The organism is Blastomonas natatoria, from assembly GCF_003201955.1.
In the GTDB taxonomy this organism is placed as follows: domain Bacteria; phylum Pseudomonadota; class Alphaproteobacteria; order Sphingomonadales; family Sphingomonadaceae; genus Blastomonas; species Blastomonas natatoria.
On record NZ_QJJM01000005.1, the window covers coordinates 39688 to 65116 of the forward strand.

At 64.3% G+C, this 25429-nt stretch carries 25 protein-coding genes; 12 read left to right on the forward strand and 13 right to left on the reverse strand.

The features are described 5' to 3' along the window. The first annotated feature begins 24 nt into the window (after positions 1-24). The 9 genes from C7451_RS07295 to C7451_RS07335 all read left to right on the forward strand — a co-directional run bounded on the left by C7451_RS07295 (position 25) and on the right by C7451_RS07335 (position 9108). Positions 25-1272: an MmgE/PrpD family protein gene (locus C7451_RS07295; RefSeq protein WP_110298317.1), complete on the forward strand. Its 1248-nt coding sequence runs from the start codon at positions 25-27 to the stop codon at positions 1270-1272. Next, complete coding sequence (locus C7451_RS07300) at positions 1269-2573, forward strand: MmgE/PrpD family protein (RefSeq protein WP_110298318.1); 1305 nt, start codon at positions 1269-1271, stop codon at positions 2571-2573. The genes C7451_RS07295 and C7451_RS07300 overlap by 4 nt, the downstream gene beginning before the upstream one ends. Further along, positions 2570-3949 carry a phenylacetate--CoA ligase family protein gene (locus C7451_RS07305; protein ID WP_110298319.1) on the forward strand — a complete coding sequence of 460 codons (1380 nt, stop codon included), beginning with the start codon at positions 2570-2572 and terminating at the stop codon, positions 3947-3949. Before C7451_RS07300 ends, C7451_RS07305 begins: the two co-directional genes overlap by 4 nt. A gap of 162 nt (positions 3950-4111) precedes the next feature. Further along, entirely contained in the window at positions 4112-5281 is a 1170-nt protein-coding gene (locus C7451_RS07310; RefSeq protein WP_110298320.1) for an amidase, read from the forward strand. Further along, positions 5278-5583 (forward strand): REDY-like protein HapK, encoded by a 306-nt coding sequence (locus C7451_RS07315; protein WP_110298321.1) that lies wholly within the window; start codon positions 5278-5280, stop codon positions 5581-5583. Before C7451_RS07310 ends, C7451_RS07315 begins: the two co-directional genes overlap by 4 nt. Further along, on the forward strand, positions 5583-6380 hold the full coding sequence (locus C7451_RS07320; protein WP_167398467.1) for an SDR family NAD(P)-dependent oxidoreductase: 798 nt from the start codon (positions 5583-5585) through the stop codon (positions 6378-6380). The genes C7451_RS07315 and C7451_RS07320 overlap by 1 nt, the downstream gene beginning before the upstream one ends. Before the next feature lie 2 nt (positions 6381-6382). After that, positions 6383-7249 (forward strand): polysaccharide deacetylase family protein, encoded by an 867-nt coding sequence (locus C7451_RS07325; protein ID WP_110298323.1) that lies wholly within the window; start codon positions 6383-6385, stop codon positions 7247-7249. A gap of 184 nt (positions 7250-7433) precedes the next feature. Beyond that, positions 7434-8195, forward strand: a complete 762-nt coding sequence (locus C7451_RS07330; RefSeq protein ID WP_110298324.1) for an enoyl-CoA hydratase/isomerase family protein — start codon at positions 7434-7436, stop codon at positions 8193-8195. A gap of 4 nt (positions 8196-8199) precedes the next feature. Next, a complete protein-coding gene (locus C7451_RS07335) occupies positions 8200-9108 on the forward strand; it encodes a VOC family protein (protein WP_110298325.1) in 909 nt (302 codons plus the stop codon). Between the two features lie 24 nt (positions 9109-9132). On the opposite strand, the gene C7451_RS07340 is transcribed toward C7451_RS07335, so the two are convergent. Next, entirely contained in the window at positions 9133-10110 is a 978-nt protein-coding gene (locus C7451_RS07340; protein ID WP_167398483.1) for a quinone oxidoreductase family protein, read from the reverse strand. Continuing rightward, on the reverse strand, positions 10110-10862 hold the full coding sequence (locus tag C7451_RS07345) for a hypothetical protein (protein WP_146215305.1): 753 nt from the start codon (positions 10860-10862) through the stop codon (positions 10110-10112). The genes C7451_RS07340 and C7451_RS07345 overlap by 1 nt, the downstream gene beginning before the upstream one ends. Positions 10863-10982: 120 nt before the next feature. Here C7451_RS07345 and C7451_RS07350 point away from each other — a divergent pair, with 120 nt between their 5' ends. The 3 genes from C7451_RS07350 to C7451_RS07360 all read left to right on the forward strand — a co-directional run bounded on the left by C7451_RS07350 (position 10983) and on the right by C7451_RS07360 (position 13902). Continuing rightward, complete coding sequence (locus tag C7451_RS07350; protein WP_110298328.1) at positions 10983-11744, forward strand: hypothetical protein; 762 nt, start codon at positions 10983-10985, stop codon at positions 11742-11744. Between the two features lie 255 nt (positions 11745-11999). Further along, a complete protein-coding gene (locus C7451_RS07355; protein WP_110298329.1) occupies positions 12000-12824 on the forward strand; it encodes a class I mannose-6-phosphate isomerase in 825 nt (274 codons plus the stop codon). A 13-nt stretch (positions 12825-12837) separates the two neighbouring features. After that, positions 12838-13902, forward strand: coding sequence for a mannose-1-phosphate guanylyltransferase/mannose-6-phosphate isomerase (locus C7451_RS07360; protein ID WP_110298330.1), 1065 nt, complete (start codon positions 12838-12840; stop codon positions 13900-13902). A 176-nt stretch (positions 13903-14078) separates the two neighbouring features. Here the strand turns inward: C7451_RS07360 and C7451_RS20230 are convergent, their stop codons facing one another. The 11 genes from C7451_RS20230 to rfbA form a co-directional block, all read right to left on the reverse strand. Then, positions 14079-15542, reverse strand: a complete 1464-nt coding sequence (locus tag C7451_RS20230; protein ID WP_110298331.1) for an exopolysaccharide biosynthesis polyprenyl glycosylphosphotransferase — start codon at positions 15540-15542, stop codon at positions 14079-14081. 171 nt (positions 15543-15713) lie between these two features. Beyond that, a complete protein-coding gene (locus C7451_RS07370) occupies positions 15714-16379 on the reverse strand; it encodes a class I SAM-dependent methyltransferase (RefSeq protein ID WP_110298332.1) in 666 nt (221 codons plus the stop codon). A 35-nt stretch (positions 16380-16414) separates the two neighbouring features. Next, on the reverse strand, positions 16415-17257 hold the full coding sequence (locus C7451_RS07375) for a GDP-mannose 4,6-dehydratase (RefSeq protein ID WP_110298333.1): 843 nt from the start codon (positions 17255-17257) through the stop codon (positions 16415-16417). Then, complete coding sequence (gene gmd, locus C7451_RS07380; protein ID WP_110298334.1) at positions 17257-18288, reverse strand: GDP-mannose 4,6-dehydratase; 1032 nt, start codon at positions 18286-18288, stop codon at positions 17257-17259. Before gmd ends, C7451_RS07375 begins: the two co-directional genes overlap by 1 nt. A gap of 35 nt (positions 18289-18323) precedes the next feature. After that, positions 18324-19478 (reverse strand): glycosyltransferase family 4 protein, encoded by a 1155-nt coding sequence (locus C7451_RS07385; protein ID WP_110298335.1) that lies wholly within the window; start codon positions 19476-19478, stop codon positions 18324-18326. A 5-nt stretch (positions 19479-19483) separates the two neighbouring features. Next, a complete protein-coding gene (locus tag C7451_RS07390) occupies positions 19484-20527 on the reverse strand; it encodes a glycosyltransferase family 2 protein (protein ID WP_110298336.1) in 1044 nt (347 codons plus the stop codon). Between the two features lie 19 nt (positions 20528-20546). Continuing rightward, positions 20547-21704 carry a DUF1972 domain-containing protein gene (locus C7451_RS07395; RefSeq protein ID WP_110298337.1) on the reverse strand — a complete coding sequence of 386 codons (1158 nt, stop codon included), beginning with the start codon at positions 21702-21704 and terminating at the stop codon, positions 20547-20549. Positions 21705-21722: 18 nt separating this feature from the next. Further along, complete coding sequence (gene rfbB / locus C7451_RS07400) at positions 21723-22796, reverse strand: dTDP-glucose 4,6-dehydratase (protein WP_110298338.1); 1074 nt, start codon at positions 22794-22796, stop codon at positions 21723-21725. 129 nt (positions 22797-22925) lie between these two features. After that, a complete protein-coding gene (gene rfbD, locus C7451_RS07405) occupies positions 22926-23783 on the reverse strand; it encodes a dTDP-4-dehydrorhamnose reductase (protein WP_110298339.1) in 858 nt (285 codons plus the stop codon). After that, positions 23780-24325, reverse strand: a complete 546-nt coding sequence (gene rfbC, locus C7451_RS07410) for a dTDP-4-dehydrorhamnose 3,5-epimerase (protein WP_146215306.1) — start codon at positions 24323-24325, stop codon at positions 23780-23782. The genes rfbD and rfbC overlap by 4 nt, the downstream gene beginning before the upstream one ends. Continuing rightward, a complete protein-coding gene (gene rfbA, locus C7451_RS07415; RefSeq protein WP_425266469.1) occupies positions 24322-25221 on the reverse strand; it encodes a glucose-1-phosphate thymidylyltransferase RfbA in 900 nt (299 codons plus the stop codon). The genes rfbC and rfbA overlap by 4 nt, the downstream gene beginning before the upstream one ends. Positions 25222-25429: the final 208 nt, after the last annotated feature.

A 25429-nucleotide genomic window follows, 5' to 3' on the forward strand; every position in this document is an offset into this window, starting at 1 on the left:
TCGTCGCTCTGCGGATGCCGTTGCATGACCACCGCGAGCCTCATCCAGCGGCTTAGCGCACATTTGGCCCGTTCGCCAAATGAAAGCGACCGCGCGCGGGCGCGGCTGCACCTGCTCGACTGGCTGGCCTGTGTGGCCGGTGCGCGCCAGGCCCCGGTCGCCGCCGTCGCGCGCATGGCCGAGCCCGACATGCTGACCCGTGCCGCGCTGCTGGGCAATGTGCTGGAGATGGACGATGTCCACCGCGCCGCCCTGCTCCACCCAGGCCCTGTGATCTGGCCCGCAGCCCTGTCCGCCGCGCGGCAGGAAAAATGCGGCATGGACGCGCTGCTCGACGGCGCGGTGCGCGGCTATGAGGCGATGATCGCAATCGGTGCGACCTTCGATGCGCACCATTATGCGCATTTTCACCCCACATCGACCGCAGGCGGCTTTGGCGGCGCGGCAGCGGCAGCCTCGATCTTCGCGCTCGACGAGGCAGCGACCGGCTGGGCGCTGGGCAATGCCGCTTCAGTCGCCGGCGGGCTGTGGCGGATGCGCCACGAGGACGTGATGACCAAGGCGATGCACGCCGCGCGCGCCGCGCTGGAGGGTCTGTGGCTCGCCCGGCTGGCGCGCGAGGGCTTTACCGGGCCGGCCCAGGCGCTCGAGGGCGAGCAGGGTCTGTATGCCGCGATGGTGCGCGAGCCGAAACCGATGGCGCTGGGCGAGGAATGGCTGATCCATGCGGTAAGCTTCAAGCCCTGGGCCGCGTGCCGCCATGCGCATCCGGCGATCGACGCCGCACTGGAACTTCGCGAGGCGGGCAAGCTGCACCTGCCTGTGACGGTCGAAACCTATGCCGATGCCCTGAAATTCTGCGACCGTCCACACCCGGTGACCGAGCTCGATGCCAAATTCTCGATTCAGCATGCGGTGGCAGTCATTGCCGATGGCCGGAGTGCTACGCCCGAGGATTTCACGCCTGACGCCATCGCTGCACTTTCCGACCAGCGCGCGCAGGTGACCGTGCACCAGGCTGCGGAGTTCACAGCCGCCTATCCGCAGCATTTCGGCGCGCGCGTGACCAGCGACGATGCGGTCGTCACCCTCGCCGACACGCGCGGCGATCCCGAGCGGCCCGCTGGCCCTGAGATGCTGCGCGCCAAGCTCGACAGTCTGGTCAGCTGGGGCGGGCTCAAGCCCGTGGAAGCTGAACGCGCGGCCGAGATCGCGCTCAATGATACCAGCGTCGGCCCGCTGCTGGCCCTGCTGGAGGACTGGCTGGAATGACCGCGACAAGCGACCTCCTGGCGTTCGTGCGCGCCGAGCATCAGCTGCCGCCCCAGGTGCGCGCCGCCGCGCTCCACCTGCTCGGCGATACGCTGGCCGTGGGCGCAGCGGGGACGACCGCACCGGGCGCCGAGGGCGTGCTAGCCGCTGCGCGCCGCTGGGGCACCGGCGAGGACGCGCGGCTGATCGGGTCGGACGAACGCCTTCCCGCCGCCTCGGCCGCGTTCGTCAACGGTTTCCGCATCCACTGCCTCGAATGGGACGCGGTGCATGAACCCGCCGTGGTGCATGCAATGTCGGTGGTCACCGCTGCGCTCGGCGCCAGCATCGACCGGATGGGCGGCTGTGATCCCGACGCGGCGCTGACCGCGCTCGCCATCGGAGTCGATATCGCCGCCGGACTTGGTCTCGCCACGACCAGCCCCCTCACCTTCTTCCGCCCCGCCACCGCCGGATGCATCGGCGCGGCGCTGGCGGTGGCGCGGATAGAAGCCGTCGAACCCCTCGAGGACGTGCTGGGCCTCGCCTATTCGTCGCTCGCCGGCACGATGCAGGCCCATGTCGAAGGGTCGATCGCGCTGCCGTTGCAGATCGCCAATGCAGCGCGCGCCGCCATTGCCGCAGTCGATCTGGTCAGGGAGGGCCTCACCGGCCCGCACGATGCGCTCGAAGGGCCGTTTGGCTATTTCCGGCTGATCGACCAGGGCGATCTTGCCAGCTACACCCGCGGTCTGGGCCGCATCTGGCGCATCGCCAAGATCAGCGTGAAACCCTATCCCTCGGGCCGTGCCAGCCATGCGGTGCTGGGCACGCTTGCCGATCTTGAGCTCGATCCGGCTTCGGTCGCATCCATCGAGGCTTTTGTCCCGCCGCTGATCGCGCGACTCGTGGGGCGTCCGCCGGTCGCCGAGATGACCCCGGCCTATGCGCGGCTGTGCCTGCCGTTGCTGACCGCGCTGATCCTCACCAACGGCCGCATCGACCCGCGCCGCTTCGTGCCCGGAACGCTTGCCGATCCTGCGATTCGCACGCTGGCAGGCCGCCTGACGATCACCATCGACGACAATCCCGATCCCAATGCGCTGTTCCCGCAGCGGCTGATCGTGCGCCTGACCGACGGCAGCACGATCGAACGCGTCATCCCGCACACGCTCGGCAGCCCGGATGCTCCGCTCTCGGCGCAAGGCACCGCCGACAAGCGGGCCCTGGCGCGCGAGCTGGCGGAGGATGTGCCCGATGCGCGGCTGTTGGATGATCCGCTCGCCTATTTCACTCACCCCCGTGGCAGGGAGCCGCAATGACCTTCCCCAGCTATTTCGAAGCCTTTGACGCCAGACAGATGCTGGCCGATTACCCGGTCGGCGATGCGTTTACCCAGCGCTACACGGGCATGAGCCGTGACGAGCTGTTCGCGATCCAGGACCGGCAATTCCGTCGCCTGATGCAGCGCGGCTGGCAGATCCCCTTCTACCAGCGCCTCTGGGGCCAGGCTGGGATCGAGCCGGGCGACATCCAGGGCCTTGCCGACATCACCAAGCTGCCGGTCTATGACAAATCCGACCTGATGGCCTCGATCGCCGATCACCCGCCCTTCGGCGATTTCGCCGGGATCGACATGCGAGATCCTTCGCGTGCGCCGTCGATCTTCCACACCACATCGGGCACGACGGGCCGCCCCCAGGCGTTGCTGTTCGGGCCCAAGGGGCGCGAAATCACCAACCTGCTGGTCGGGCGCATGTACCGCTGGCAGGGGCTGCAGCCGAGCGACGTCATCCAGTCGGTCTACGGCCATGGCATGATCAACGGCGGCCACTATATTCGCGAGGCCGTTACCCATTTCACCAACTCGCTGTTCCTTTCCGCCGGGACAGGCATTGAGACGCGCTCGCTGGGTCAGGTCAATCTGATGGCCGATTTCGGCGTCACCGTGCTGGTCGGTTTCGTCGACTATATCCGCAAGCTCGCCGATACCGCGGTAGCCGAACAGCTGCTCGACCGGATCAACATCCGCATGATCGTCGGCCATCTTGGCACCGAGGACCGCGCATCTGTGGAAGCCGCCTGGGGTGGGGCCAAGGCTTTCGACTGGTATGGCGTCGGCGATACCGGATCGATCGCGGGCGAAGGACCCGAACGCGACGGCCTCTATGTCTGGGAAGACGCGCAATATCTGGAACTGCTCGACATTGACAGCGGCCAGCCGGTCGCCCCCGGCGAGACCGGCGACATGGTCGTCACCTGCCTGTTCAAGGACGATGTCGCGCCGTGCATCCGCTTCAACACGCACGACATCACGCATGAACTGACCGGGACCAATGCCACCGGCATGGCGTTCAAGCGGATCGCGGGCTTCAAGGGGCGCAGCGACAACATGGTCAAGCTGCGCGGCATCAACGTCTTTCCGCATGCGATCGGAGCCCTGATCGAGAACCGCAGCGATCTCACCGGCGAGTTCGTCTGCCGCGTGGTGCGCGATCCGGCCAGCCAGCGCGATGACATGACCGTGACGCTGGAAAGCCGGGGCGGCACCGACACCGGCGAGCTCGCCGAACTGATGCGCCGGGGCCTGGGGGTTGAGGTGCAGGTCGATCTGGTCGCACCCGGAGGTACGGCGGCGCTGACCCAGATCGAGGTGCGGCAGAAGCCTATCCGCCTGATCGACGAGCGGGGATTGTGAGGGGGATGCGACTGTTGATCCTCCCCAGCATGGGGAGGGGAACCGTTCGCGAAGCGAATGGTGGAGGGGTAGCGTGCGTGTGAAACTTTCCATGAAAGCACAATCCCGCTTCCCCTCCACCGCTTCGCGGTCCCCCTCCCCGGATCGGGGAGGATTTTGACCATGCTCGACCCCTTCAACGCCTTTGTCGAACACGCGCCCGATGCGACCGCAGCCGATGGCCCGCTTTCCGGTATCACCATCGGCGTGAAGGCGAATATCGCTGTCCGGGGCCTGCACTGGACCGCCGGAATGGCGCTGTTCCAGGATCGGGTCGCCGGCGAGGACGCAGAGGTGGTCGCGAAGCTGCGCACTGCCGGGGCGAGCATCACCGGCATGCTCAACATGGAGGAAGCCGCGCTCGGCGCAAAGACCGACAATCCCTGGTTCGGGCCGACGCACAATCCGCACCGCATGGGCCATACCCCCGGCGGCTCGTCCGGCGGCAGCGGCGCGGCGGTGGCGGCGGGGCTGTGCGATGCGGCGCTCGGCACCGACACCATGGGCTCGATCCGTATCCCGGCGGCCTATTGCGGCGTCTATGGCTTCAAGCCGGCGCAAACGCACGTCAGCCAGCTAGGGCTGGAACTCGCCGAACCCGATTTCGACGCGATCGGTCCCCTCGCCCGCTCGCTCGACCTGCTGGAGCGCGTGGCCCGCGTCATGTCCGATGTTGGCGAAAAGGCCGCACCGTCGGGCTGGGCGACCCTGCCCGATATGGGCGGCGTGGAATGCCAACCCGCCGTGCTGAACGCCTTCGCCAGCGCCCGCGCGGCCTGTGGCGATGTGAGCGAGTTCGCCCTGCCCCATCCGCTCTCGCGCGTGCGCTTTGCCGGGTTCATCAAGACCGTACGCTTCATGGCGGCCCATTTCGCCGATGCCGACCCGGCGCTGCTCTCCGATCACCTCCGCAAGCTGATCGCCTATGGCCCACGCCGCAGCGATGCGGATTGGGCCGAGGACCAGAAGGTGCTCGCCGAAACTGCCGATGCGCTGCGCAACGCCATCGCGAAGCACGGACCGATGCTGCTGCCCACCGCGCCGCAAACCGCCTTTGCCCATTCCGTTGCCGCGCCCGCCAATCAGGCCGATTTCACCTGCCTCGCCAATGTCGCAGGCCTGCCCGCGATCGGCCTGCCCGCCGGGTTCAGCGAGCATGGCCTGCCGGTCGGCGTGCAGATCATTGCCCTGCCCGGGCAGGAAAGCGCCCTGGTCGCCCGCGCCCGCACGCTCGATGCGGCGCTTGCCGCCTATCGCCCGCCCATGCTTTCGCCTGAAGGAGTCTCGTCATGAAGATCATCGTGCTGTTCAACCTGAAGCCCGGCGTCTCGATCAGCGATTATGAGACCTGGGCGCGCACCCGCGACATTCCGGGGGTCAATGCGCTGTCATCGGTGACCAGTTTCACCGTGCACCGCGCGACCGGGCTGTTCGGGTCCGATGCCGCCGCGCCCTATCAATATATCGAGATCATCGACATTCCGGCCATGGAGCCGTTCGTCGCAGAGATCAGCACACCCGAATTCCAGGCGATGGCCGCCCCCTTCCAGGATTATGCCGATGCACCTCAGTTCATCCTGACCGAGGATCTGTGATGCGCCGGTTCGAGGGGAAAACGATCGTCGTTACCGGTTCGGGCAAGCACAAGGGGCTGGGTCAGGCGATCCTGCAGCGCTTTGCCGACGAGGGCGCGAACTGCGTTCTCTCCGACCTTGCCATCGACGCCGAAGCCGAAGAGGTGGCAGACGAGCTGCGCTCGCGCGGCGCGAAGGTCACGAGCATCGCCTGCAATGTCGCGAAAGTCGAGGAATGCCGCGCGCTGGTCGATGGTGCACGTTCCGCATTCGGTTCGGTCGACATTTTCGTCAACAATGCCGGGATCGGCTTCATGATGAAGCCGCTGCTCGATGTCGATCCGGCGGACTGGAACCAGGTGCTCGCCGTCAACCTGTCCGGCGCGTTCTACTGCACCCAGGCCGCGGCAAAGGCGATGATCGCAGGGAAGCGCGGTGGGCGGATCATCAACATCGCGAGCCAGGCCGCCAAGACCGGCTTTCCGCACCTGCCCGCCTATGTCAGCTCCAAGCACGGCATGGTCGGGCTCACCCGGGCGAGCGCGGTGGAACTCGGCGCGCATGGCATTACCGTGAATGCGGTCTGCCCCAACCATGTCACAACCGGCCTGGGGGCACAGCAGAACGCGTATTTCTCGAAGCTTCTGGGCTTTGCCAGTGTCGAGGCTTACCTCGCCAACATGAAGGCGAAGAACCCGATGGGCCGTCCGGGCCTTGCCAGCGACACCGCGTCGGCCTGCGCCTGGCTGGCAAGCGATGATGCCTTTTACGTGACCGGCGAGGCGCTCAACGTGAGCGGCGGCGAGGAGATGCACTGACCATGAAGGAAGAACGGATCGACTGGCCCAGCAGCGCAAAGCTCGCGCTCAGCGTCGTGGTCAATGTCGAGGAAGGCAGCGAGATGACGATCGCGCGCGGCGACCGGGGCATGGAGCCGGTCGACGAGCTGGGCGTGTTCGTGAAGTCCGCCATCCGCAACTATGGCAACGAGAGCAATTATCTCTACGGCATCAAGGCGGGCGCGCCGCGCGTGGTCAAGCTGCTGAAGCGCTATGACATCATGGCAAGCTGGACTGTCGCGGCGATGGCGCTGGAAAACCATCCCGAGATTGCCGAGGCGATTGTCGAACTCGGCCACGAACCGGTCAGCCATGGCTGGCGATGGGTGCACCAGTTCAAGATGGACGAGGCCACCGAGCGCGATTTCATCGCCAGGGCCGTGGCGTCGATCGAGAAAACCACTGGCACGCGCCCCTATGGCTGGCTGTCGCGCTATCTGCATACCGACAATACCCGCCGGTTGCTGAGCGAGGCCGGGTTCGAGTATCACATGGACGATTATTCGGGCGATATTCCCTATTGGGATCGCGAGACCGTGCCCGAAAAGCCGATGGTCATCATGCCCTATCAGCTGGACACCAACGACATGAAGATGTGGACCGACCCTGCGATAACGCCGACCCAGTGGCTCGATTACGCGGTGCGCTGCTTCGACCAGCTCTATGCCGAAGGGGAAGACGGTCACCCGAAGATGATGTCGCTCGGCCTGCACCTGCGCATCATCGGGCGTCCGGGGCGCATCTGGGCGCTCGAGGAATTCTTCCGCCATGTCCGCAGGAAGCCTGACGTCTGGGTGACGACGCGCCGCGCCATCGCGCAGCATTTCACGCAAACGGTGCCGGCATGAGCGGCGTGCGCACCTCCCCCTCTCCCCTCGAGGGAAAGGGTTGCGCAGGCTTGGCGGCTGTGCCGCCTAGCCGGAGCTGGGAGAGGGGGATTGTCCCCGACGGTGGCGCTGGGCCCTCTCCAAGGCTTGCTTGGCGGCAAGCCGCCAAGCCAAGCCTGTCCTCTCCCGTAAAGGGAGAGGAGTGATGGCGCTCTCTCTCACCCTCCACGGCGCTATCGCGCACCTGATCATCGAGCGGCCCGACAAGCGCAATGCGTTCACGCAAGCGATGTGGGAGGCCCTGCCCGAGCTGGTCGACCGGGCTATGCTCAACCCCGATATCCGCGTGATGATCCTTCGCGCGAGCGTGCCGGGCGCGTTCAGCGCGGGCGCAGATATCGCAGAGTTCGGGGCCGGCGCGCAGAACGCCGACTGGCGCATCCGCAACCAGGCCGCAATCCGCCGCGCGATGGAGACGCTGGCACGCGCACCCAAGCCGGTGATCGCGCAGATCGAGGGCGATTGCATCGGCGGCGGCTGCGGCCTGTCGCTCGCCTGCGATTTCCGCATCGCCACGCCAACGGCGCGCTTCGGCATCACACCCGCGAAGCTTGGCCTGGTCTATTCGCTGCACGACACCAAGCTGCTGGTCGATCTGGTCGGCCCGGCAGCGGCCAAGCGCATCCTGTTCACCGCCGGGCTGGTCGACGCCGCGGAGGCCCACCGCATCGGCCTGATCGACGAGCTGGCGGAGGATGCCGGAGCCGCAGCAACCGCGCTTGCGGCGACCGTCGCCAGCGTCTCGCCGCACAGCGTGCACGCCAGCAAGGCGATGATCGCACGCATCCTGCACGGCCAGGCCGAGGATGACGCCGAAACCCTGGCCCAGTTCGCCGACGCATTTGACGGTCCCGATTTTCGCGAAGGCGTCGCTGCCTTCCTGTCCAAGCGCAAGCCGGAGTTCTGACGCCATGTCGCATCATCCGAAGCACGGAAAGATCATGGGCGGTGTGGCGGTAACGCCCGATCTTGCTGGATCGCTCGCCGACTATCAGGGGCGGCTGGGGCTCGATCTGGTCGAGCAGGGACCGCTGCCTGCGGACCTCGCCGCAAGCTGGGGCTGCGCAGGCAGCGCCGGTTTGCCTTATGCGATGCTGCGCCCGCAAAGCGGCGCGCATTGCTTCATCCGGCTGGTCGAGCAGCCCGATGTTCCCGGGTTCAGGCCGACCCGCACCTTTGGCTGGGCCGCCTATGAGCTGACGGTCAGGGACGTGTTCGGCTGGCCCGACCGGCTCGACGGCAGCGGCTTTCGCGTCATCGGCCCGCCCAGGGAAATTGCGGGCCTGCCCTATTTCATCCCCATGCAGGTGCTGGGGCGCGGCGACGAGATGATCTATCTGAACGAGGTGGCGATGGACACGCCCTCGTCCGATCTGCCCAAGGCGCACAGCCTGACCGACCATGTCTTCATCGTGATCCTGGCGGCGAAGGACCGCATGGCCGCAGTCGACTGGTATCGCCATGCCCTGCGTCTCGACGAAGGGGAGAGCTACACGCTCGAATACACGATGATCAACGCCGCGTTCGGCAAGCCGGCCGGAACCCAGTCGGTCATTACCATGGTGCAGAACGAACGGCTGCCGATCCTCGAGATCGACGATTATCCCGCCGAGGCGACCGATCGCCCAAGCCATGCCGAGATGCTGCCGCCGGGCAACGCGCTGGTGACGCTGGCGGTGGAGAGCTTCGACGATCTCGATGTCGAGTTCCTGACCCCGCCGGTGCTGCGCCATGGCGATCTGTACATGGGCAACATGGCCGCCACCGTCCGCGGGCCTTCGGGCGAGCTGATCGAGCTGATCGAAACCGGGCGCTTCTGAGCCTGCGCCCGGCCCCTGCCTCGCTCAGGGCATCAGCAGCGTCGATCCGCTGGTTGCCCGGCTTTCCAGATCGCGATGCGCCTGTTCGGCCTGCTCCAGCGGATAGGTCTGGCCGATGGTCACCTTGACCTTGCCGGCGCGGATCATCTGCCACAACCGCGCGGCGCCCGCTTCGCGTTCGGCCGGATCGGCATAATAATCGAACAGCGTCGGCCGGGTGTTGTAGAGCGAGCCCTTGGTGGCGAGAATGCCAAGGCTGATGCCGGTAACCGGCGCGCTGGCATTGCCATAAGACACGATCAGCCCGCGCCGTCCGGTGCTGTCGAGCGAAGCCTCCCAGGTATCGAGCCCGACGCCGTCATAAACCACGCGCACGCCCGCGCCGCCGGTGAGCTCGCGCACGCGCTTCGCCGTATCCTCGCGGGTGTAGAAGACGATATGGTCGGCCCCGGCCTCCTTGGCCAGCGCTGCCTTTTCCTCGCTGCTGACGGTGCCGATCACGGTCGCGCCGATCGCTTTCAGCCATTGCACCAGCAACAGCCCGACGCCGCCAGCGGCGGCATGGACCAGCACCGCCTGGCCGGGTTCGACCCGTGCGCAGCGTTCGACCAGGAATTCGGTGGTGCAGCCCTTGAGGAGCGCGGCGGCTGCAGTCTCGTCGGAAATGTCCTCGGGCAGCTTGAACAGGCTCGCCGCAGCAACATTGCGAATATCGGCATAGGCTCCGCGTGCGGGCCCGAAGGTCGCGACCCGGTCGCCGACGCTCAGCCCCTCGACGCCCGCGCCGACCGCCTCGACCACGCCTGCTGCCTCAAGGCCCAGCCCGCTCGGCAGATCGACCGGATAGATGCCGCGCCGGTGATAGGTGTCGATATAGTTGAGGCCGACCGCCGTCTGCCGCAACGTCACCTCGCCCGCGCCGGGGGCAGCAACGTCGACCGTCTGCCATTCGATCACCTCGGGACCACCGGTTGCCCGGATGACGGCCTGGCGTGCCTGCATCATTCTGCTCCATCCAAAGTACAGCTGGCCTGCATCCAGCGTTGATTGATTCCCACCCGCACCGCGCCCGGGTCGGCCCAGCCATAAGCCACCGCCCGGTTCATGTCATCGGGGGTGAAGACGTAGAGCACGATCGAGGACCGGTTGCGCGAAGGCGGCGGCCAGACCACATTGCGGATACGGATGATCGCCTCAGGCGCACCGCTATCGCCCCCGCCCAGACGCAACCGCCCGCCCTGATCATGGGTCGCCATGCCCGGCTGGAACAGCCAGTCATCGCTGCCATCGCTTTTCGGCCTGTCGCGCCTGACGCTCATCCAGCACGTAAACGGCCGTGCGCGCAGCAGCCGGGTTTCACGGCCATCGGCCAGTCGCAGCGTCAGCGCCGTCCGATCAAGCCGGACAGGCAGGGTAACGCCTGTGCATTCGCCGCTGCCCGGTACGAATTCCATCGCACCATCGGCGTCCGTCCTCGTCGTCAGCGCACAGGTCCCGATCATCCATTCTGTTTGCCCTGCCTGAACGGGCGTGCTCGCCAGGACGGTGCCTAGGCGATCGATGGTCTTCCAGACCAGGCCGGTTTCTGCCACCTCGATGCGCACGCCGATCCATGGGGGCGGCGTACCGCCTACCTCGGCATCGAAATAGACCTGTTCCTCGTTGGTGAAGGTGCCGGTCGGAAGCGGCTCGGATGGCGGGGCAGAAACTGGCGCCGCCATAAAGCTGAACAAGGGAAAGGCAAGACGCCACATGGCAAGCATTACGCCTCACCGGTAGCGAAACGTCAACTCATTTGTCCGGACAAATTATACTTGTGCCCATGCAGGTTCAGCGGCATCTTCCCAGACTTAAGGGAGACAGGGCATGGAGCGATGATGCGCTTGCTGATTCTGGTGTTGGCTGGCCTCATGGCGATCGCAAGCCCGGCGCAGGCGGAGACATCTGCGCCTGATGACAGCGCCCGGGTGATTCTGGAGCAAGCAGTGGCGGCGGCGGGCGGCGATGCCTGGCTCAACCCCTCCACCCTGTATCTGGCTGGCCGCGCGGTGTTCTATGCACCCGACAGTGCCGAGCCCCGCAGCACGGCGGACGACTATCGCATGTGGCGCGCGATGAATCCTGATCGCAAGACCGCGCACGGCGCGGACGGCAAGGTGCGGATTACCGCGAAATCTGACGGCAAGCTGCTGTTCGAGATCGGCTATGACGGCACGACCACCTGGACCGAGAAGGGCGTGATGCCCAAGGACCAGGCGGATGCCTATTGGGCGAGCAACTTCGGGTTCGGGATCATCCGCGAAGCGCTGGGCGATGGCTTCAGGCTGGAGCGTGCACCCGACCGGGATCTGGGCGGCCATGCCATCGCCCTGATGCGCGTGATCTCCCCAGACGGTGCGACTACCCTGTTCGGGATCGACCGGCAGAGCCACTATATCCGCTATATGGGCTTCGTGACCCCTCGCGGCTTTCACGAGCGGCACTATGACGATTTTGTTCGTCTGCCTTCGGGCTGGGTTCAGGCGCGCGAGGTGACCCTGTTCTACAATGGGGTAAAGGCAAACACGGTTTTCTGGCAGGTGATCAAGGTCGGCGAGCCGATCGATCCAAGGCTGTTTGCGCCACCTGTGCGCTAGTCTGCCCTGAATGCGCCGGCCAGGCTCCCAGCGGCAGAGCCGTGTTGCAGAATCGGCAAGCGCGTTGAACTTGCGCTTTCTTGGCGCTATCGACATGGGTATCGCCGTTGAGCCAACGTCCGTTCTCGGGCCGGTCGGGCAGGCGCAACATCTTACGGCAGTTGACCCTTTCATGATCTCCCCGCCCCTTCCTCATTCAGGTCCGATGGTGTTGAACCGTGACAACGGCACCGGCATCGGGCGCGCTGTGTGCCGATGACTTACGTGGAGCGGGGCCAGAAACTGACCACCAGGCAAGTGGCCAAGCCCTGGGGGCGGGCGATATTGCCTGCACCGTTCGGCGATGCTCAGGCCGAACGGATCGGGGAAATCTGGTTCGAGGCTGCGCAGGGCCCGGCATTGCCATTGATGGTCAAATATCTCTTCACCAGCGAAAAGCTGTCGGTGCAGGTTCACCCGAACGACGCGCAGGCGCACGCCATGGGTCTGGCGAGCGGCAAGGAAGAATGCTGGCTGGTGCTGGATGCGGAGCCCGGCGCCGTGCTCGGCATCGGGACGCATCGCCCCTTATCGTCCGAAGAATTGCGCGATGCCGCGATGTCAGGCGAGATCGAGGCGCTGATGGACTGGAAGCCGGTTGAGCGCGGCGACTTTTTCTACATTCCTGCGGGCACCATTCACGCCATCGGGGCGGGGATCAGTTTGATCGAAGTGCAGCAGAACGCCGACATCACCTATCGTCTCTATGACTATGGCCGTCCGCGCGCGCTGCATCTGGAAGAGGCCGTCGCCGTGTCGCGCGCCAAACCCTATGCCCATGCTCTGCAGCAGAAGGTCGATCTGCAGGGTGAACATAGGCTGGTCGAAGGCCCGTTCTTCTCGCTCCTGCTCACCAGCGATGCAACGGCTCGGCTGGATGGCTCCGGCCCACTGATGGTCATTCCGCTACAGGGGAGCGCACGAATCGAGCGGGATGCGGCAGCGATCACGGTTCAGGCTGGCGAATGTCTGGCAATTGACAGCGACAGTCGCTTGTGGGCAAGCGAGGACGCACGCCTGCTGCTGGCGCGTGCGAACTGATACGAGAGCATTCATGACCCTGATTACCCCCGTCATTCTTTCCGGCGGATCGGGCACGCGGCTCTGGCCGCTCTCGACAGACACCAGCCCCAAACAGTTTCTGCCGCTGGCTTCCAGCCGGACGATGTTTGCCGATACGCTCGCGCGCACGAGCGATCGTGGTCGGTTCGGTCCTGCGCTAGTGATCGGCGCAGAGCGGCACGCTGCGCTGATGGAGGCAGAGCTCTCGGCGCCTGAACAGGCCGAGGCGCGCATTATCCTGGAGCCGAGCGCTCGCAACACCGCCCCTGCCATTGCGCTCGCGGCAATCGCTGCTGGCGCAGGTGACGCGGTGATGCTGGTGATGCCCAGCGACCATGTCATCCGCGATCTGCCCGCCTTTCTGGACGCCGTCGATGCCGCCCTGCCCGCTGCGCGCGCAGGCTGGCTGGTGACCTTCGGCATCGAGCCTGCGGGCCCTGAAACCGGTTTCGGCTATATCCGGATGGGTAACAGCCTTGATGACGCGACCGGTGTCCGCAAGGTCGAGCGATTCATCGAGAAGCCACCCCGCGATCAGGCCGAAGCTATGCTGGCGGAGGGCAGCCATGCCTGGAATGCGGGCATATTCCTGATGCGGGCCGATCGCTATCTCGAGGAACTGGCGCGCTATGCCCCCGACATGGCCCACGCTGCACGCGCCGCACTCGATGGCCGCGACATGGCGGCGCGGCTGATCCGCCCGAACGCCGAGCGTTTCGCCGCCTGTCCGTCCGATTCGATCGATTATGCGGTCATGGAGCGTGCCGATCGCGTGGCCATTGTACCCGTGGCCTGTGGCTGGTCGGATGTGGGGTGCTGGGATGCGCTGGCCGAGATCGGAACACCCGATACGCAAGGCAACACGATTGCCGGCGAAGCGATACTGATCGACAGCCGCAACATCCATGTCCACGCCGATGGCGTCACCGTGACGGCTGCCGGCATCGACGATCTGATCGTCATTGCCAACGGATCGCATGTGATGATCGTGCCCAAGGGCAAGTCCCAGGACGTGAAGGCTATCGTTGCAGCGCTCAAGGAACGTGGGCCGGCCTAGAGCATTTTCAAGTTGACCGGTTACGGTCAACGGCTCGGAAAATGCGGCATCAGAAAACAAGAGCGTTTTCGCTCAAAGTGAAAACGCTCTAGACTCCCTTGCCATGCCATTCGGGTAGCGCCGGGACCCAGCGGTAGGGATCGCCGCTAGAACGACGATCCGAAGGCGGCTGGCGTTCAGAAGGCGTTCTTGTGGAAGACCACGAAGGCGGTGCCCAGCAGGATGCGGATGTCTGACATCAGGCTCCAGTTAGACACATATTCAAGGTCGGACTGCAGCCGCTTGGTCAGGTCCGTCTTCTGCTCGGTCGCACCGCGAAAACCGCGAATCTGCGCCAGCCCGGTGAGGCCGGGCTTGACCACATGGCGTTGCCAGTACCGCTGATCGATATCCCAGAACAGCGCGTTCTCGGCGCGCGATCCGAACGCGTGCGGGCGCGGGCCGACCAGGCTCATGTCACCCGAAATCACGTTCAGGATCTGCGGCAGCTCATCGATGCTCGTGCTGCGCAGAATGCGCCCGACACGGGTAATCCTGTCGTCATCGCGCGAAGTCGAGCGGCTGCCATTGGCATCGCACGCTTCGGTGCGCATCGAACGGAACTTCCAGATCATGAACGGCCGGTTGCCCAGTCCGATGCGTTCCTGCCGGAAGAAGACGGGACCGCGGCTGTCAAGCTTGATCGCGAGCGCCACCAAGGCGAAAAAGGGAAGAAGCACCGGCAGCGCAGCCAGCGAAATCGCAAGATCGAAGGCGCGCTTCATCAGCTGGTGGTTCCAGGCCATGCGACCGCTGTTGAGCAGCAGGCTGGTATGGCCAGAGCGTTCCGAAATGCTGAGAGCGGCAAAACTGTCGAGTTCCGGCACCACGATCTCGCATCGGACATCGAGGGTCTTGAGCGCCAGAGCCCAGGCCTCACGCGCAGCCGGGACGCAGTGAATGACCACGCGGTCCATCCCCTTGGCCAGCGTGCCGAGACGGTTCACCGCAACCGCGCTGGCAAGATCGGGATGCAGGCCCATCGACCTGGCCTCGATGGCACCCGGCCCGGCGCCGGGGCCCATGGGGACGCCGTCATAAATGCACAGGATTGCATAGACGCCCTCGTCCAGACGCTTGCGGAACAGGATGCGAGTAAGCGTGCGGGACGCGATGATACCGAACAGGCTGAACGCCACGCCCAGGAAGAACACCCCGCGCGAGAATTCCGCGCCGATCTTCATGAAGAACGCAATCAGCAGCAAACATCCGGCCGCAAGAATGAGCGCGCCGGCTGCCGACGTCACTCCCGAGGTGAGATTGAGCACCTTGCGGGTATTGTGTGCATTGTTGTTGAGCGAAAACAGCAGGAACATCGGCACGCAGACCGCGACCATGTTCAGCGCATGATCGTTCTCGATGCTGCCCAGATAGACGAGCCCCGCCAGAAAGAAGCCGGCGACGATCGATACGACATCCGTGGTAAGTGACAGGAGCGACATGGTGCCGCGGAAACGCTTGCGTCCCTTCAGCGCATCGAGACGCACGACCGTATCGAAATCGACGCGATTGGCACGATCGGTGCGGATTGGTGCAGCATCCAGATCCTGGCCCGTCAGTGCGGCAGGCGTTACGGCAGCAGTGTCCTTGGCGGTCAGCATATTATGTTTTTGCTCCGATGACAGGAATCATGGTGCGCCCGTTGCCGGGTTGGTACCCGATTCTGCTGCAACGCACAATAGCCTCGGAATTTGGTTAGCCCCTGAGACGGCACGACCCATCGCGTCCGACCGTCAGGAGATCAACGGCTTTGACTCAAAGCAAGGCTCGAATCAGTCGACCCGGCGTACCCGGATCAGATACTGAAGATAGGTGAAGCTGTTAACCATACCCAGACTTAGCGCGCGAGCAAGCTTGACCTTCCGGCCGCCCACCAGATTACCACGCACCTCTTCGAGCTTGAGACCTGAACAGGTCATGAGTTCGATGGCCGTACTGCGCACAAAAAAACGAAGGTGCGTTCTGTCCAGAATACCGTCGTCGGCCAAATCCCACCGGTCCTGAAATGCGAGAGGCAGAAATGCCGAATAATGTCGAACATTCGGTATGCTGGCGACGATAACGCCGCCAGGAGCCAAGGCTTTGTGCAGCCGCCCGACGATTGCCCACGGGTCGACCAGATGCTCGAGAACATCAAGGCACAAAATGGTTTGGAACGGACCCTCTGCTTCGATCACCGAATCAAGAAAACGAGCGTCCTCTATATTGCCGCTATAGCTGAAATCTTTTGTAACGCCCTCCATCGACGAATCGATAAGATCGACCACGCCAACCCTTTGCGCCTTGCCTAGGTGCTTCAATCGCGCGGCAGTAGCACCGACTCCGCCTCCCACATCGAGCAACGTTCCACCTGCATCAGGGACAAGCGGGATAATCTCCTCACGAATGTGTTTATGGTAATCCATGCGGGACGGGTCCATAGTCGTGGTCAGTGTCATCGATTACCCCAGAAATGCTGTTTCAATTGCTGCTATCATGCCCGCAGCATCCAAGCCAACGTATCCTCAAGCTTTCTCGGCTCCCAGCTCGGGAGCAGGCGCCGCAGCAAGGTGGCGTCGCCTGCCAGGATCTCCACCTCGTTCGGCCGCATGAATGCGGGATTGGTGGCAATCTCGATCTCGTGGCCGGTCAGATTGGCAGCGATGGCAATGACCTGACGAATGTTGAACACCCGGCCGGTGCAGACATTGACCACCACTGCCTCCGGCGGCTCCAGGCTGAGGCCGCAATAGGCCGCAACAACCGAGCGAACATCGCCAAAGTCGCGGCTCACGTCGATGTTACCCAAGGTGATCACCGGTTCGCGCCGCCGGAAATGGCGGACGATCTTGGGGATGAGATACTGTTCGTCCTGCCCCACACCGGTATAGTTGAAAGGCCGCACGATCGTCATGCGCACCCGGTCGGCCCAGAAACGAGCCCCCAGTTCCATCGCCCATTTGCTCACGGCATAATGGTTGGCCGGGTTGGGCGGGGTTGCTTCGTCAAGATAGCCGCCGGTCCCGTTGCCATAGATGTTGGCGCTGCTGGCGATCAGCACATGCGCCTGCGGTGCATGGCGCGCCACGGCTTCCAGCAGGTGAAAGGTGCCGAGCTGGTTGACCTGATAGAAGGGATCCACCGCCGCGCTGCCGACAAAGGCGATCGCTGCGAGATGGATCACCCGATCCGGCCTGACCGAAGCGATCTCGGCATCGACCGCTGCGGCATCGGTGATGTCGCTTGCCAGCGCGATGACATCGCAACCGCGCGTGCGCAATTCCGCCACCAGATAGGTGCCGGTAAAGCCCTCCGCGCCGGTCACGAGAACCCGCATCAGAACGAGAAGCCCCGCGTGTTGCGGTCGATATCCGCCGCCACCATCAGGCGGCACAGATCTTCAAGCGACGTGCTGCTCTTCCAGCCCAGCAGCCGTTCGGCCTTCTCTCCGCTACCGATCAGAAGATCGACCTCGGCCGGGCGATAATAGCGCGGGTTGATGCGAACCAGCTGGCGGCCGGTCGCAGGATCGCTGCCGATCTCGTTTTCCTCCTTGCCGCTCCATTCGATGTTCACGCCGATCTCGGCAAAGGCGAGCGAGACGAAATCGCGCACGGTAACGGTGCGGTTGGTGGCGAGGACGAAGGTTTCGGGCTCGTCATGCTGCAGCATCAGCCGCATGCCTTCGACATAGTCGCGGGCAAAGCCCCAGTCGCGCTTGGCATCGATATTGCCGAGCTCCAGCACATCGGCCTTGCCGAGATGGATCTTGGCGACCGTGTCGGTGATCTTGCGGGTCACGAACTCGCGACCACGCAGCGGCGATTCATGGTTGAACAGGATGCCGCTGGTGCCGAAAATGCCATAGCTTTCGCGATAGTTGATCGTCATCCAGTGGGCATAGAGCTTGGCCACACCATAGGGGCTGCGCGGATAGAAGGGCGTGTCCTCGGTCTGCGGGATAGCCTGGACCTTGCCGAACATCTCCGAGGTCGACGCCTGGTAGAAGCGGATCTTGGGGTTCACGATGCGGATCGCCTCGAGCAGGTTGGCGACGCCGAGACCCGTGATCGCACCGGTGGTCAGCGGCTGGTCGAACGATACGCCGACAAAGCTCTGCGCTGCGAGATTGTAGACCTCGGTCACACCGGTCGTGTCCAGCAGCCGGATGGCCGCCCCCTGGTCGGTCAGGTCATATTCGACCAGATGGAGGTTCGGATGCTTGTCGATGCCCAGCTCTTCAAGGCGCCAGAAATTGACCGAGCTGGTCCGGCGATAGGTGCCATAGACGGTATAGCCGCGACCCAGCAGGTTTTCCGCCAGATACGCGCCGTCCTGTCCGGTGACGCCAGTGATTAAAGCCTTCATTCGTCCTCCAGGGGTCTGCTGTTCCGGCTAGCGGCTCAGAGTGATTGCGCGGCGGCTGACAGCATCCTGCCGGTCACGTCCCAGTGGCGGTCGTTTGCGGCATAATGTGCCGCGTTTGCCGCCAGGTCTGCAAGCCTTGCAGGATCAGCCATCAGATCGCCGATACGTGCGGAAAGCGCTTGCGCATCACTTGCCGCAAAAAGCAAGCCGCGAACATCCTCTCCAATCACGTCGCGCATGGGCGGAAGGTCGCTGGCAAGCACAGGTCGTTCGAGGCTCATCGCCATCAGGGCGACCGCGCTTTCGTAAATCCTGAGATAGGGCAAAGCCACGATATCGGGCGCCCGGTAATAGGACGGCACATCGGCATCATCGACATGACCGATGTCGAAACGGACCCGCGCATCCAGCCCGTTGGCACGGGCAAATCCGCGATATTCGGCTTCCTCGTCAGGCTTCATCTTTCCGGCCACCAGCACCAGCAGGCGTTCGTTATCGCGGTGCGCCACCATCGCCTCGAGCAGAACATGCAACCCCTTTTCGCGACGGGGATTGCCGAAGAACAGGATGACCTGCTTGTCGTGCGGCAGCTTGAGCCTGTCGCGCGCCTGCGCCTTTGAGGGAGGGTTCGGGAACTGGGCAATATAGTTGCCCGACGGAATGACCGACACATTCGCCGGAGCGCCGGCCAGGGCCTGGAGCAGGGCCGTCTCGGAAAAGCCGTTATGGGTGATCAGCAAGTCGGTAAAACCGGCAATGCGAGCAAGCTGCGGGCGATCGTTCGGCTGATCGAGCCGAGCGACGTCATGCACGACCGCCATGGATTTCATCCCCAGCATCCGGCAGAGTCGGGCGGCGTAAAGCTCGAATATATCCATCTTGAACAGATGGAAGATGCAGACCTTGGCACCCCATCGTCTAGCCGACACAATCGCGGTGGTCAGATCGCGAATCAGCCGCAATCCCCGGATCGCCTTGGGATCGGGGCCGTATATCGCCTTGAAGGTATCGACCTTGCGATAGCGCGCGCCGGCATCGGTGGACGCGGGCAGGGAATAGAGCGTCACGCGATGGCCCTGGTTGACCAGCGCGTGCGCCTGATTGTCCGTATAATAATGCATGCCACCGTGCGAGCCGATGGTCTCGATAATGGCGATCGGCGGCTTGGAGCCGTTCTGGGCAGTCGACATGGTGGTCAGTTTCTTCCCTGGCTGGGCTCTGATGGGCGGCTGGCAGACAGCCAGGCGCCGGTGCGGTAACGCCCGCTGGCAAAGTCGCCAAGGGCATGCAACGCGATGCGCGCGGCGCGCCGGTCGCCTTGGATGGCGTATTTTGCAGCGATCGCGGCGAGCCTGGCAAGATTGACCGGCAGCGCTGCAGGCTCGAAACGCCGGGCCACGCGCAACCGGTTGACGAGATTATAGTAGAGCGAAAGGTCGCTGGGGCGGCCGCGGGCATGAGTGCCGATCGATCCGCCCTCCTTGTGATAGACCACCGATGCCGGCGCCCAGCCCGCCGCGAAATCCGGCTTGCCCCGAAGCGTCCAGTCCAGCTCTTCAAAATAGAGGAAATAGCTTTCCTCCATCAGACCGACCTTCTCGATGAACCTGCGCGAAGCCAGCATCGAGGCTCCCGGCGGATAGCTCATCTGCGATTCCACTTCGGCCCGCGAAGGCAGGGTGGCGATGGTCAGGCCCTGGCCGATTTCATGCCCCGTGCCCCGGCTTATGTCATACCGGCCCGCGACCGCTTGCACCGTCTGCTTGTCGAAATGATAGACCAGAGTGGACCCGCAGATGCCGACCCGCGCATCTTCTTTCATCCGATCGCGCAGCGCGCCGAGCGAATCGGGCAGCACCTCGGTATCGTTGTTGAGCAACCATACCGCCTCGATGCCGGGATCGGCGAGCGCCAGACGGATGCACAGATTGTTGCCTCCTGCAAAGCCGAGATTGGCTTGCGAGGCGATGATGCTGAGATAGTCGCGCGGCGGTTCGGACGGCTGCTCCCCGTCGCGCCACAGACGGAAGCTGCGTCCCCTGGCAGCCAGCCGGTCGCTTGCCCAGGCGACGAACTTCTCCACCGATCCGTCGGCCGAGCCGTTGTCGCACAGCACCACCATCACATCGCGGTCAGCAAGCTGCTGAAGCGATTCGAGGCACGCGATGGTGTCTGCCGCATTGCGCCAGTTGACGATGGCGATGGCGACACGCGGCTGCTGGTCGGAGGCCGGGGCCATCACGCCGCCTTCCGATCCATCAATAGGCCTCGCGGACAGGCTTGCCGTCCGCGACGTCTTCCAGCAGGGCGCGATACTGGCCGAGCACCTTTTCCCATTCGAAGTCGCGAGCAAAGCGCGCGCGGGCTGCAGCTCTTGCAGTCTCGGCGGCAGACGGTTCGGCCAGAAGCCGCTCCATTTGCGCCTCGCATTCGTCGACGCTGTCGAAATAGAATTGGCCTTCGCCTGCGGTCCACAGGTTGAAGCGGTTGCGATGCGCGATCACGGGATTGCCCGCGCCCAGCGCCTCGACCAGCGAGGGATTGGTGCCGCCGACCTGATGACCGTGCATATAGGCGAGCGCATGGAAGCGGACGGCGCCTAGCCGGTCCGCCTCGTAAATGCCGCCGGGGAAGATGACCTCGGCGCTGGCCGCCGCCTTGACGCGCTGATGATAGGCGTTGCCCTCTTCCAGCTTGCCCAGCACCATCAACCGGGCATCGCCTCTGTGCTTGCGCGAAAAGGCCTCGACGATCTCCAGGATCGAGTTTTCCGGCTCGATACGGGCGATCGACACGAAATAGCGGTTCGGCTGCACGCCCAGCGGCGCCAGCAGCGCGGCATCCGCCTGGGTGACCAGGTCAGCGCCATAGGGGATGACGATCGACGAGATGCCGCTGGTATCGCGCAGATGATCGGCGATCGAGGGATGGTCGGCAATCGCCACTTGGGACAACCACGATCCGGCGCGCTCGTTCAGGTAGAACCAGGCCTTGGCCAGGCCCGACCATTTGGCGCGCTTCCATTCGATGCCGTCCATGTTCATCACGACCTTGCGGCCCTTGATGCGATTGAGCGCAGCGAAGACCGCCGTGTTGTAGCCGAGCACCAGGTCGACCCCCGGCCGCGACAGCACGTCGCGTGTCGCCTTGAGGTCGAAGCTGATCGTGCCGACCGGGCCGGATCGCGACGTGGGGATATGGCGGCGGTGCACGCCCTGCCATTCGTCGCTGAACACCGTCAGGTCGCTGCCGGGAGCGACATCGTCCTGGCAATAGACGGTCACGTCCCAGCCATGCTGCACCAGATAGGGCGCAAGCCGCGCGGCGAAGGTCTCGAAACCGCCATGCGCGGCGGGAACGCCCCGACAGCCGAGGATGTTGACCGAGCGATGCTGAGCGGGAGCAGACTTGTTCACGACCGGACCTCCGGGCAATCAGCGCGCGTTGAGCTTGGCGCGCTCCAGCAGCGGCTGCCACCAGCCCTCGTTCGCCAGATACCAGCGCAACGTCTCTGCAAAGCCCTGCGGAAAGTCGCGCGCCGGTTCATAGCCGAGTTCGCCACGGATCTTGCGCTCGTCGATCGCATAGCGGCGGTCATGCCCCTTGCGGTCTTCGACAAAGGTCTTGAGGCTGGCGGTCGGCTGGCCCTTCGCCGCCGGCGCATCGGGAAAACGTTCGGCAAGCGAGGGGTCGGCAGCGAAGGCAGCATCGACACCGGCACAGATTTCCTCGACGACGCGGATATTGGGCAGCTCCTGGCCGCCGCCGACATTGTAGACCTCGCCGACCCGGCCCTTTTTCAGGATGAGCTCGATGCCGAGGCAGTGATCCTCGACATGCAGCCAGTCGCGTACGTTCATGCCATCGCCATAGATCGGCAGGTTGCGGCCCGACAGGGCGTTGAGGATGAACAGCGGAATCAGCTTTTCCGGAAACTGGAACGGCCCGTAATTGTTCGAGCAGTTGCTGGTCGTCGTCTCCAGGCCGTAGGTGTGGTGATAGGCCCGCACCAGATGGTCGGAGCCCGCCTTGGAGGCCGAATAGGGCGAATTGGGCGCATAGGCAGTGGTCTCGCTGAACGCGGCATCATCGGGACCGAGCGAGCCATAGACCTCGTCGGTCGAGACATGGTGGAAGCGGTGCGGACGGCCCGTGCCCTTGTCCAGCCATGCGGCCTTGGCGGCCTTGAGCAAGCTGTGCGTGCCGACGACATTGGTCGTGACAAAGGCATCGGGCCCGGTGATCGAGCGGTCGACATGGCTTTCGGCGGCAAAGTGGACGATGGTATCGATCTGGTGATCGGCGATCAGCTTCGAGACCAGATCGGTGTCGCAAATATCGCCCTCGACCAGCTCGACGCCATCGAGCCCGTCCAGATTGGCGCGGTTGCCGGCATAGGTCAGCGCGTCGAGCACCACGATGCCGTCGCCCGGCTCGACCTTGCGCCAGCGGTGAACGAAATTGGCACCGATAAATCCGGCACCGCCGGTCACGATCAGATTGGCCATCAGTATCTACTCTTCTCTACAAACGCATGGCGGCAAGCGGATGCCCAATGCTGCGCCGCAGCAAGAGCGTGCGGCTAGCATGCCTCTGTCCGGTTCACAACCGCGCAACAACCACATCGGCACGATCGCTTATCCGTTCCGGGCGATTTCGCGCAGCATGATGCGCAGGTTGCTGCGCCAGTGCGGCGCGGGACCGCCGAGCGCGGCATAGGCGCTGGTCTTGTCGAGCACCGAATAATGCGGACGGCGTGCCGGTGTCGGGTAATCGGAAGTGGCAATGGGCATGACGGGCACGGCCTTGTCGAGCAGACCGATGGCCAGCGCCTCCTCCTGGATCGCGACGGCAAAATCGTACCAGCTGGCCGCGCCTGCGTCGGTATAATGGTGGATGCCGGTGACACCCCGGGCCGCCAGCGTCCACAAGGCCCTGGCGAGGTCCGGCGCATAGGTCGGCGTGCCGATCTGGTCGGCGACGACGCGGACCTCTGGCCGTTCCTTCATGAGGCGCAGCATGGTGCGGACGAAATTACCGCCAGTGGGTGCATAGACCCAGGCTGTGCGCACGATCAGGGCATCCGGTCCCGCTGCCTGTTCGCCCGCCAGCTTGGTGCGGCCATAGGCGCTGACCGGATTGGGTGCAGCATCAGGGGCATAGGGTATGCCCGAGGTGCCATCGAACACGAAATCGGTCGAGACATGGATGAACCGCGCGCCAACCGAGCGCGCCGCATCCGCCAGCGTGCCCACGGCAGTGCCGTTGACGACCAGCGCCAGCGCCTCCTCACTCTCCGCCTTGTCGACCGCTGTATAGGCGGCGGCATTGAACAGGGTGGCGGGTTTCACGTCGCTGACACAGGCACGCAAGGCGTCAGCATCGCCGATGTCGAGCGTGTCGATATCGTGGCTGACGATCTCCGCATCCGCAGGCGCAGTGGCAGCCAGTCCCCGGCCGAGCTGGCCCTTGCCGCCGACGATCAGCACCTTCATGCGTAAGCCCTGATCTGATCGAACGGCGTCCCCTCGCGATCCTTCGCCGAAAGCTGCGGCTCGATTCCGTCCAGCGGCCAGTCGATGCCCACCGCAGGGTCATTCCATTGCAGCGACTGTTCTGCCGAAGGATCGTAGAGCGAGGTGCACTTGTAGAGAAAGTCGGTGCCGTCCTCGAGCGTCAGGAACCCGTGGCCGAAGCCGGGTGGTACCCAGAACATCTTCTTGTTCGCGGCCGACAGCTCCAGCCCGAACCATTGGCCATAATGCGGCGAGGAGCGGCGCAGATCGACTGCGACGTCCCAGACCGCGCCCGAGACCACGCGCACCAGCTTGCCCTGGGGATTGGGATTCTGGAAATGGATGCCGCGCAGCACGCCCTTGGCGGAGCGGCTGTGGTTGTCCTGGACGAAGGTCCAGTCCAGACCCGCCTCGGCAAAGCGGCCCTCGTTCCAGCTTTCGAGGAAGAAGCCGCGTTCGTCGCCGAACACCTTGGGTTCGATGACCAGCGGGCCCGGGATATCGACTGAGGTTACGATCACCAGACCTGCCCCTTGTTCCTGAGCAGCTGCACCAGATAATCGCCATAGCCGCTCTTGCGCAGCGGCGTTGCAATCCGCTCGAGCTGGGCGTCGTCGATAAATCCGCTTCGCCACGCAATCTCCTCGGGACAGCAGATCTTGAGTCCCTGACGCTCCTCGGTCACGCGGACATAGAGCGCGGCATCGAGCAGCGATCCGTGCGTGCCGGTATCGAGCCAGGCATAGCCGCGGCCCATGATCTCGACCGAAAGCTCTCCAGCTTCCAGATAGAGCCGGTTGAGGTCGGTAATCTCGAGCTCGCCGCGCGGCGAGGGCTTGAGATCGCGCGCGAGCTCGACCGCGCGTCCGTCATAGAAATAGAGCCCCGTGACCGCATAGTTGGACTTGGGATTTTCCGGCTTTTCCTCGATCGTCTCGGCCTTGCCGTTCGCATCGAACGAGACGACGCCATAGGCGCGCGCATCGCTGACATGATAGCCGAACACGGTTGCGCCTTCGGTCCGCGCATTCGCCGCAGAAAGCAGATCGACCAGGCCATGGCCGTAGAAGATATTGTCGCCCAGCACGAGCACCGAAGGATCGGTGCCAACAAAATCCGCGCCGATATGATAGGCCTGGGCCAGACCGCCGGGATCGGGCTGGACGGCATAGGTGAGCGAGATGCCCCAGTCGCTGCCATCGCCGAGCAGCGCCTTGAACGAGGCCTGGTCGTGCGGCGTCGTGATGATCAGGATCTCGCGCACGCCTGCCAGCATCAGCGTGGAGAGCGGGTAATAGATCATCGGCTTGTCATAGACCGGCATCAGCTGCTTCGATGCCGCCTTGGTCAGCGGATGGAGCCGCGTCCCGGCGCCGCCTGCCAGTATGATGCCCTTGCGATTGTTCACCTTGCCCAAACCCAGTCTCCTCTTGGCCCTGCCGGGCAGCATCAGGCGGGCGCGCGGAGCGCCGTTCTGCCGGATATGCTGCTCGGTTGATACTGCCTCTCGGCCAGGCCCCTCGATCGTGAAGGCGCGTCGCAGCGCCGGATGTGCGTCACCCCGTCGGGCATGGAGCTATACAGCCAAGCGTAGGCCTTGCAAGTGGGCCAGTTCGGCATGGTCG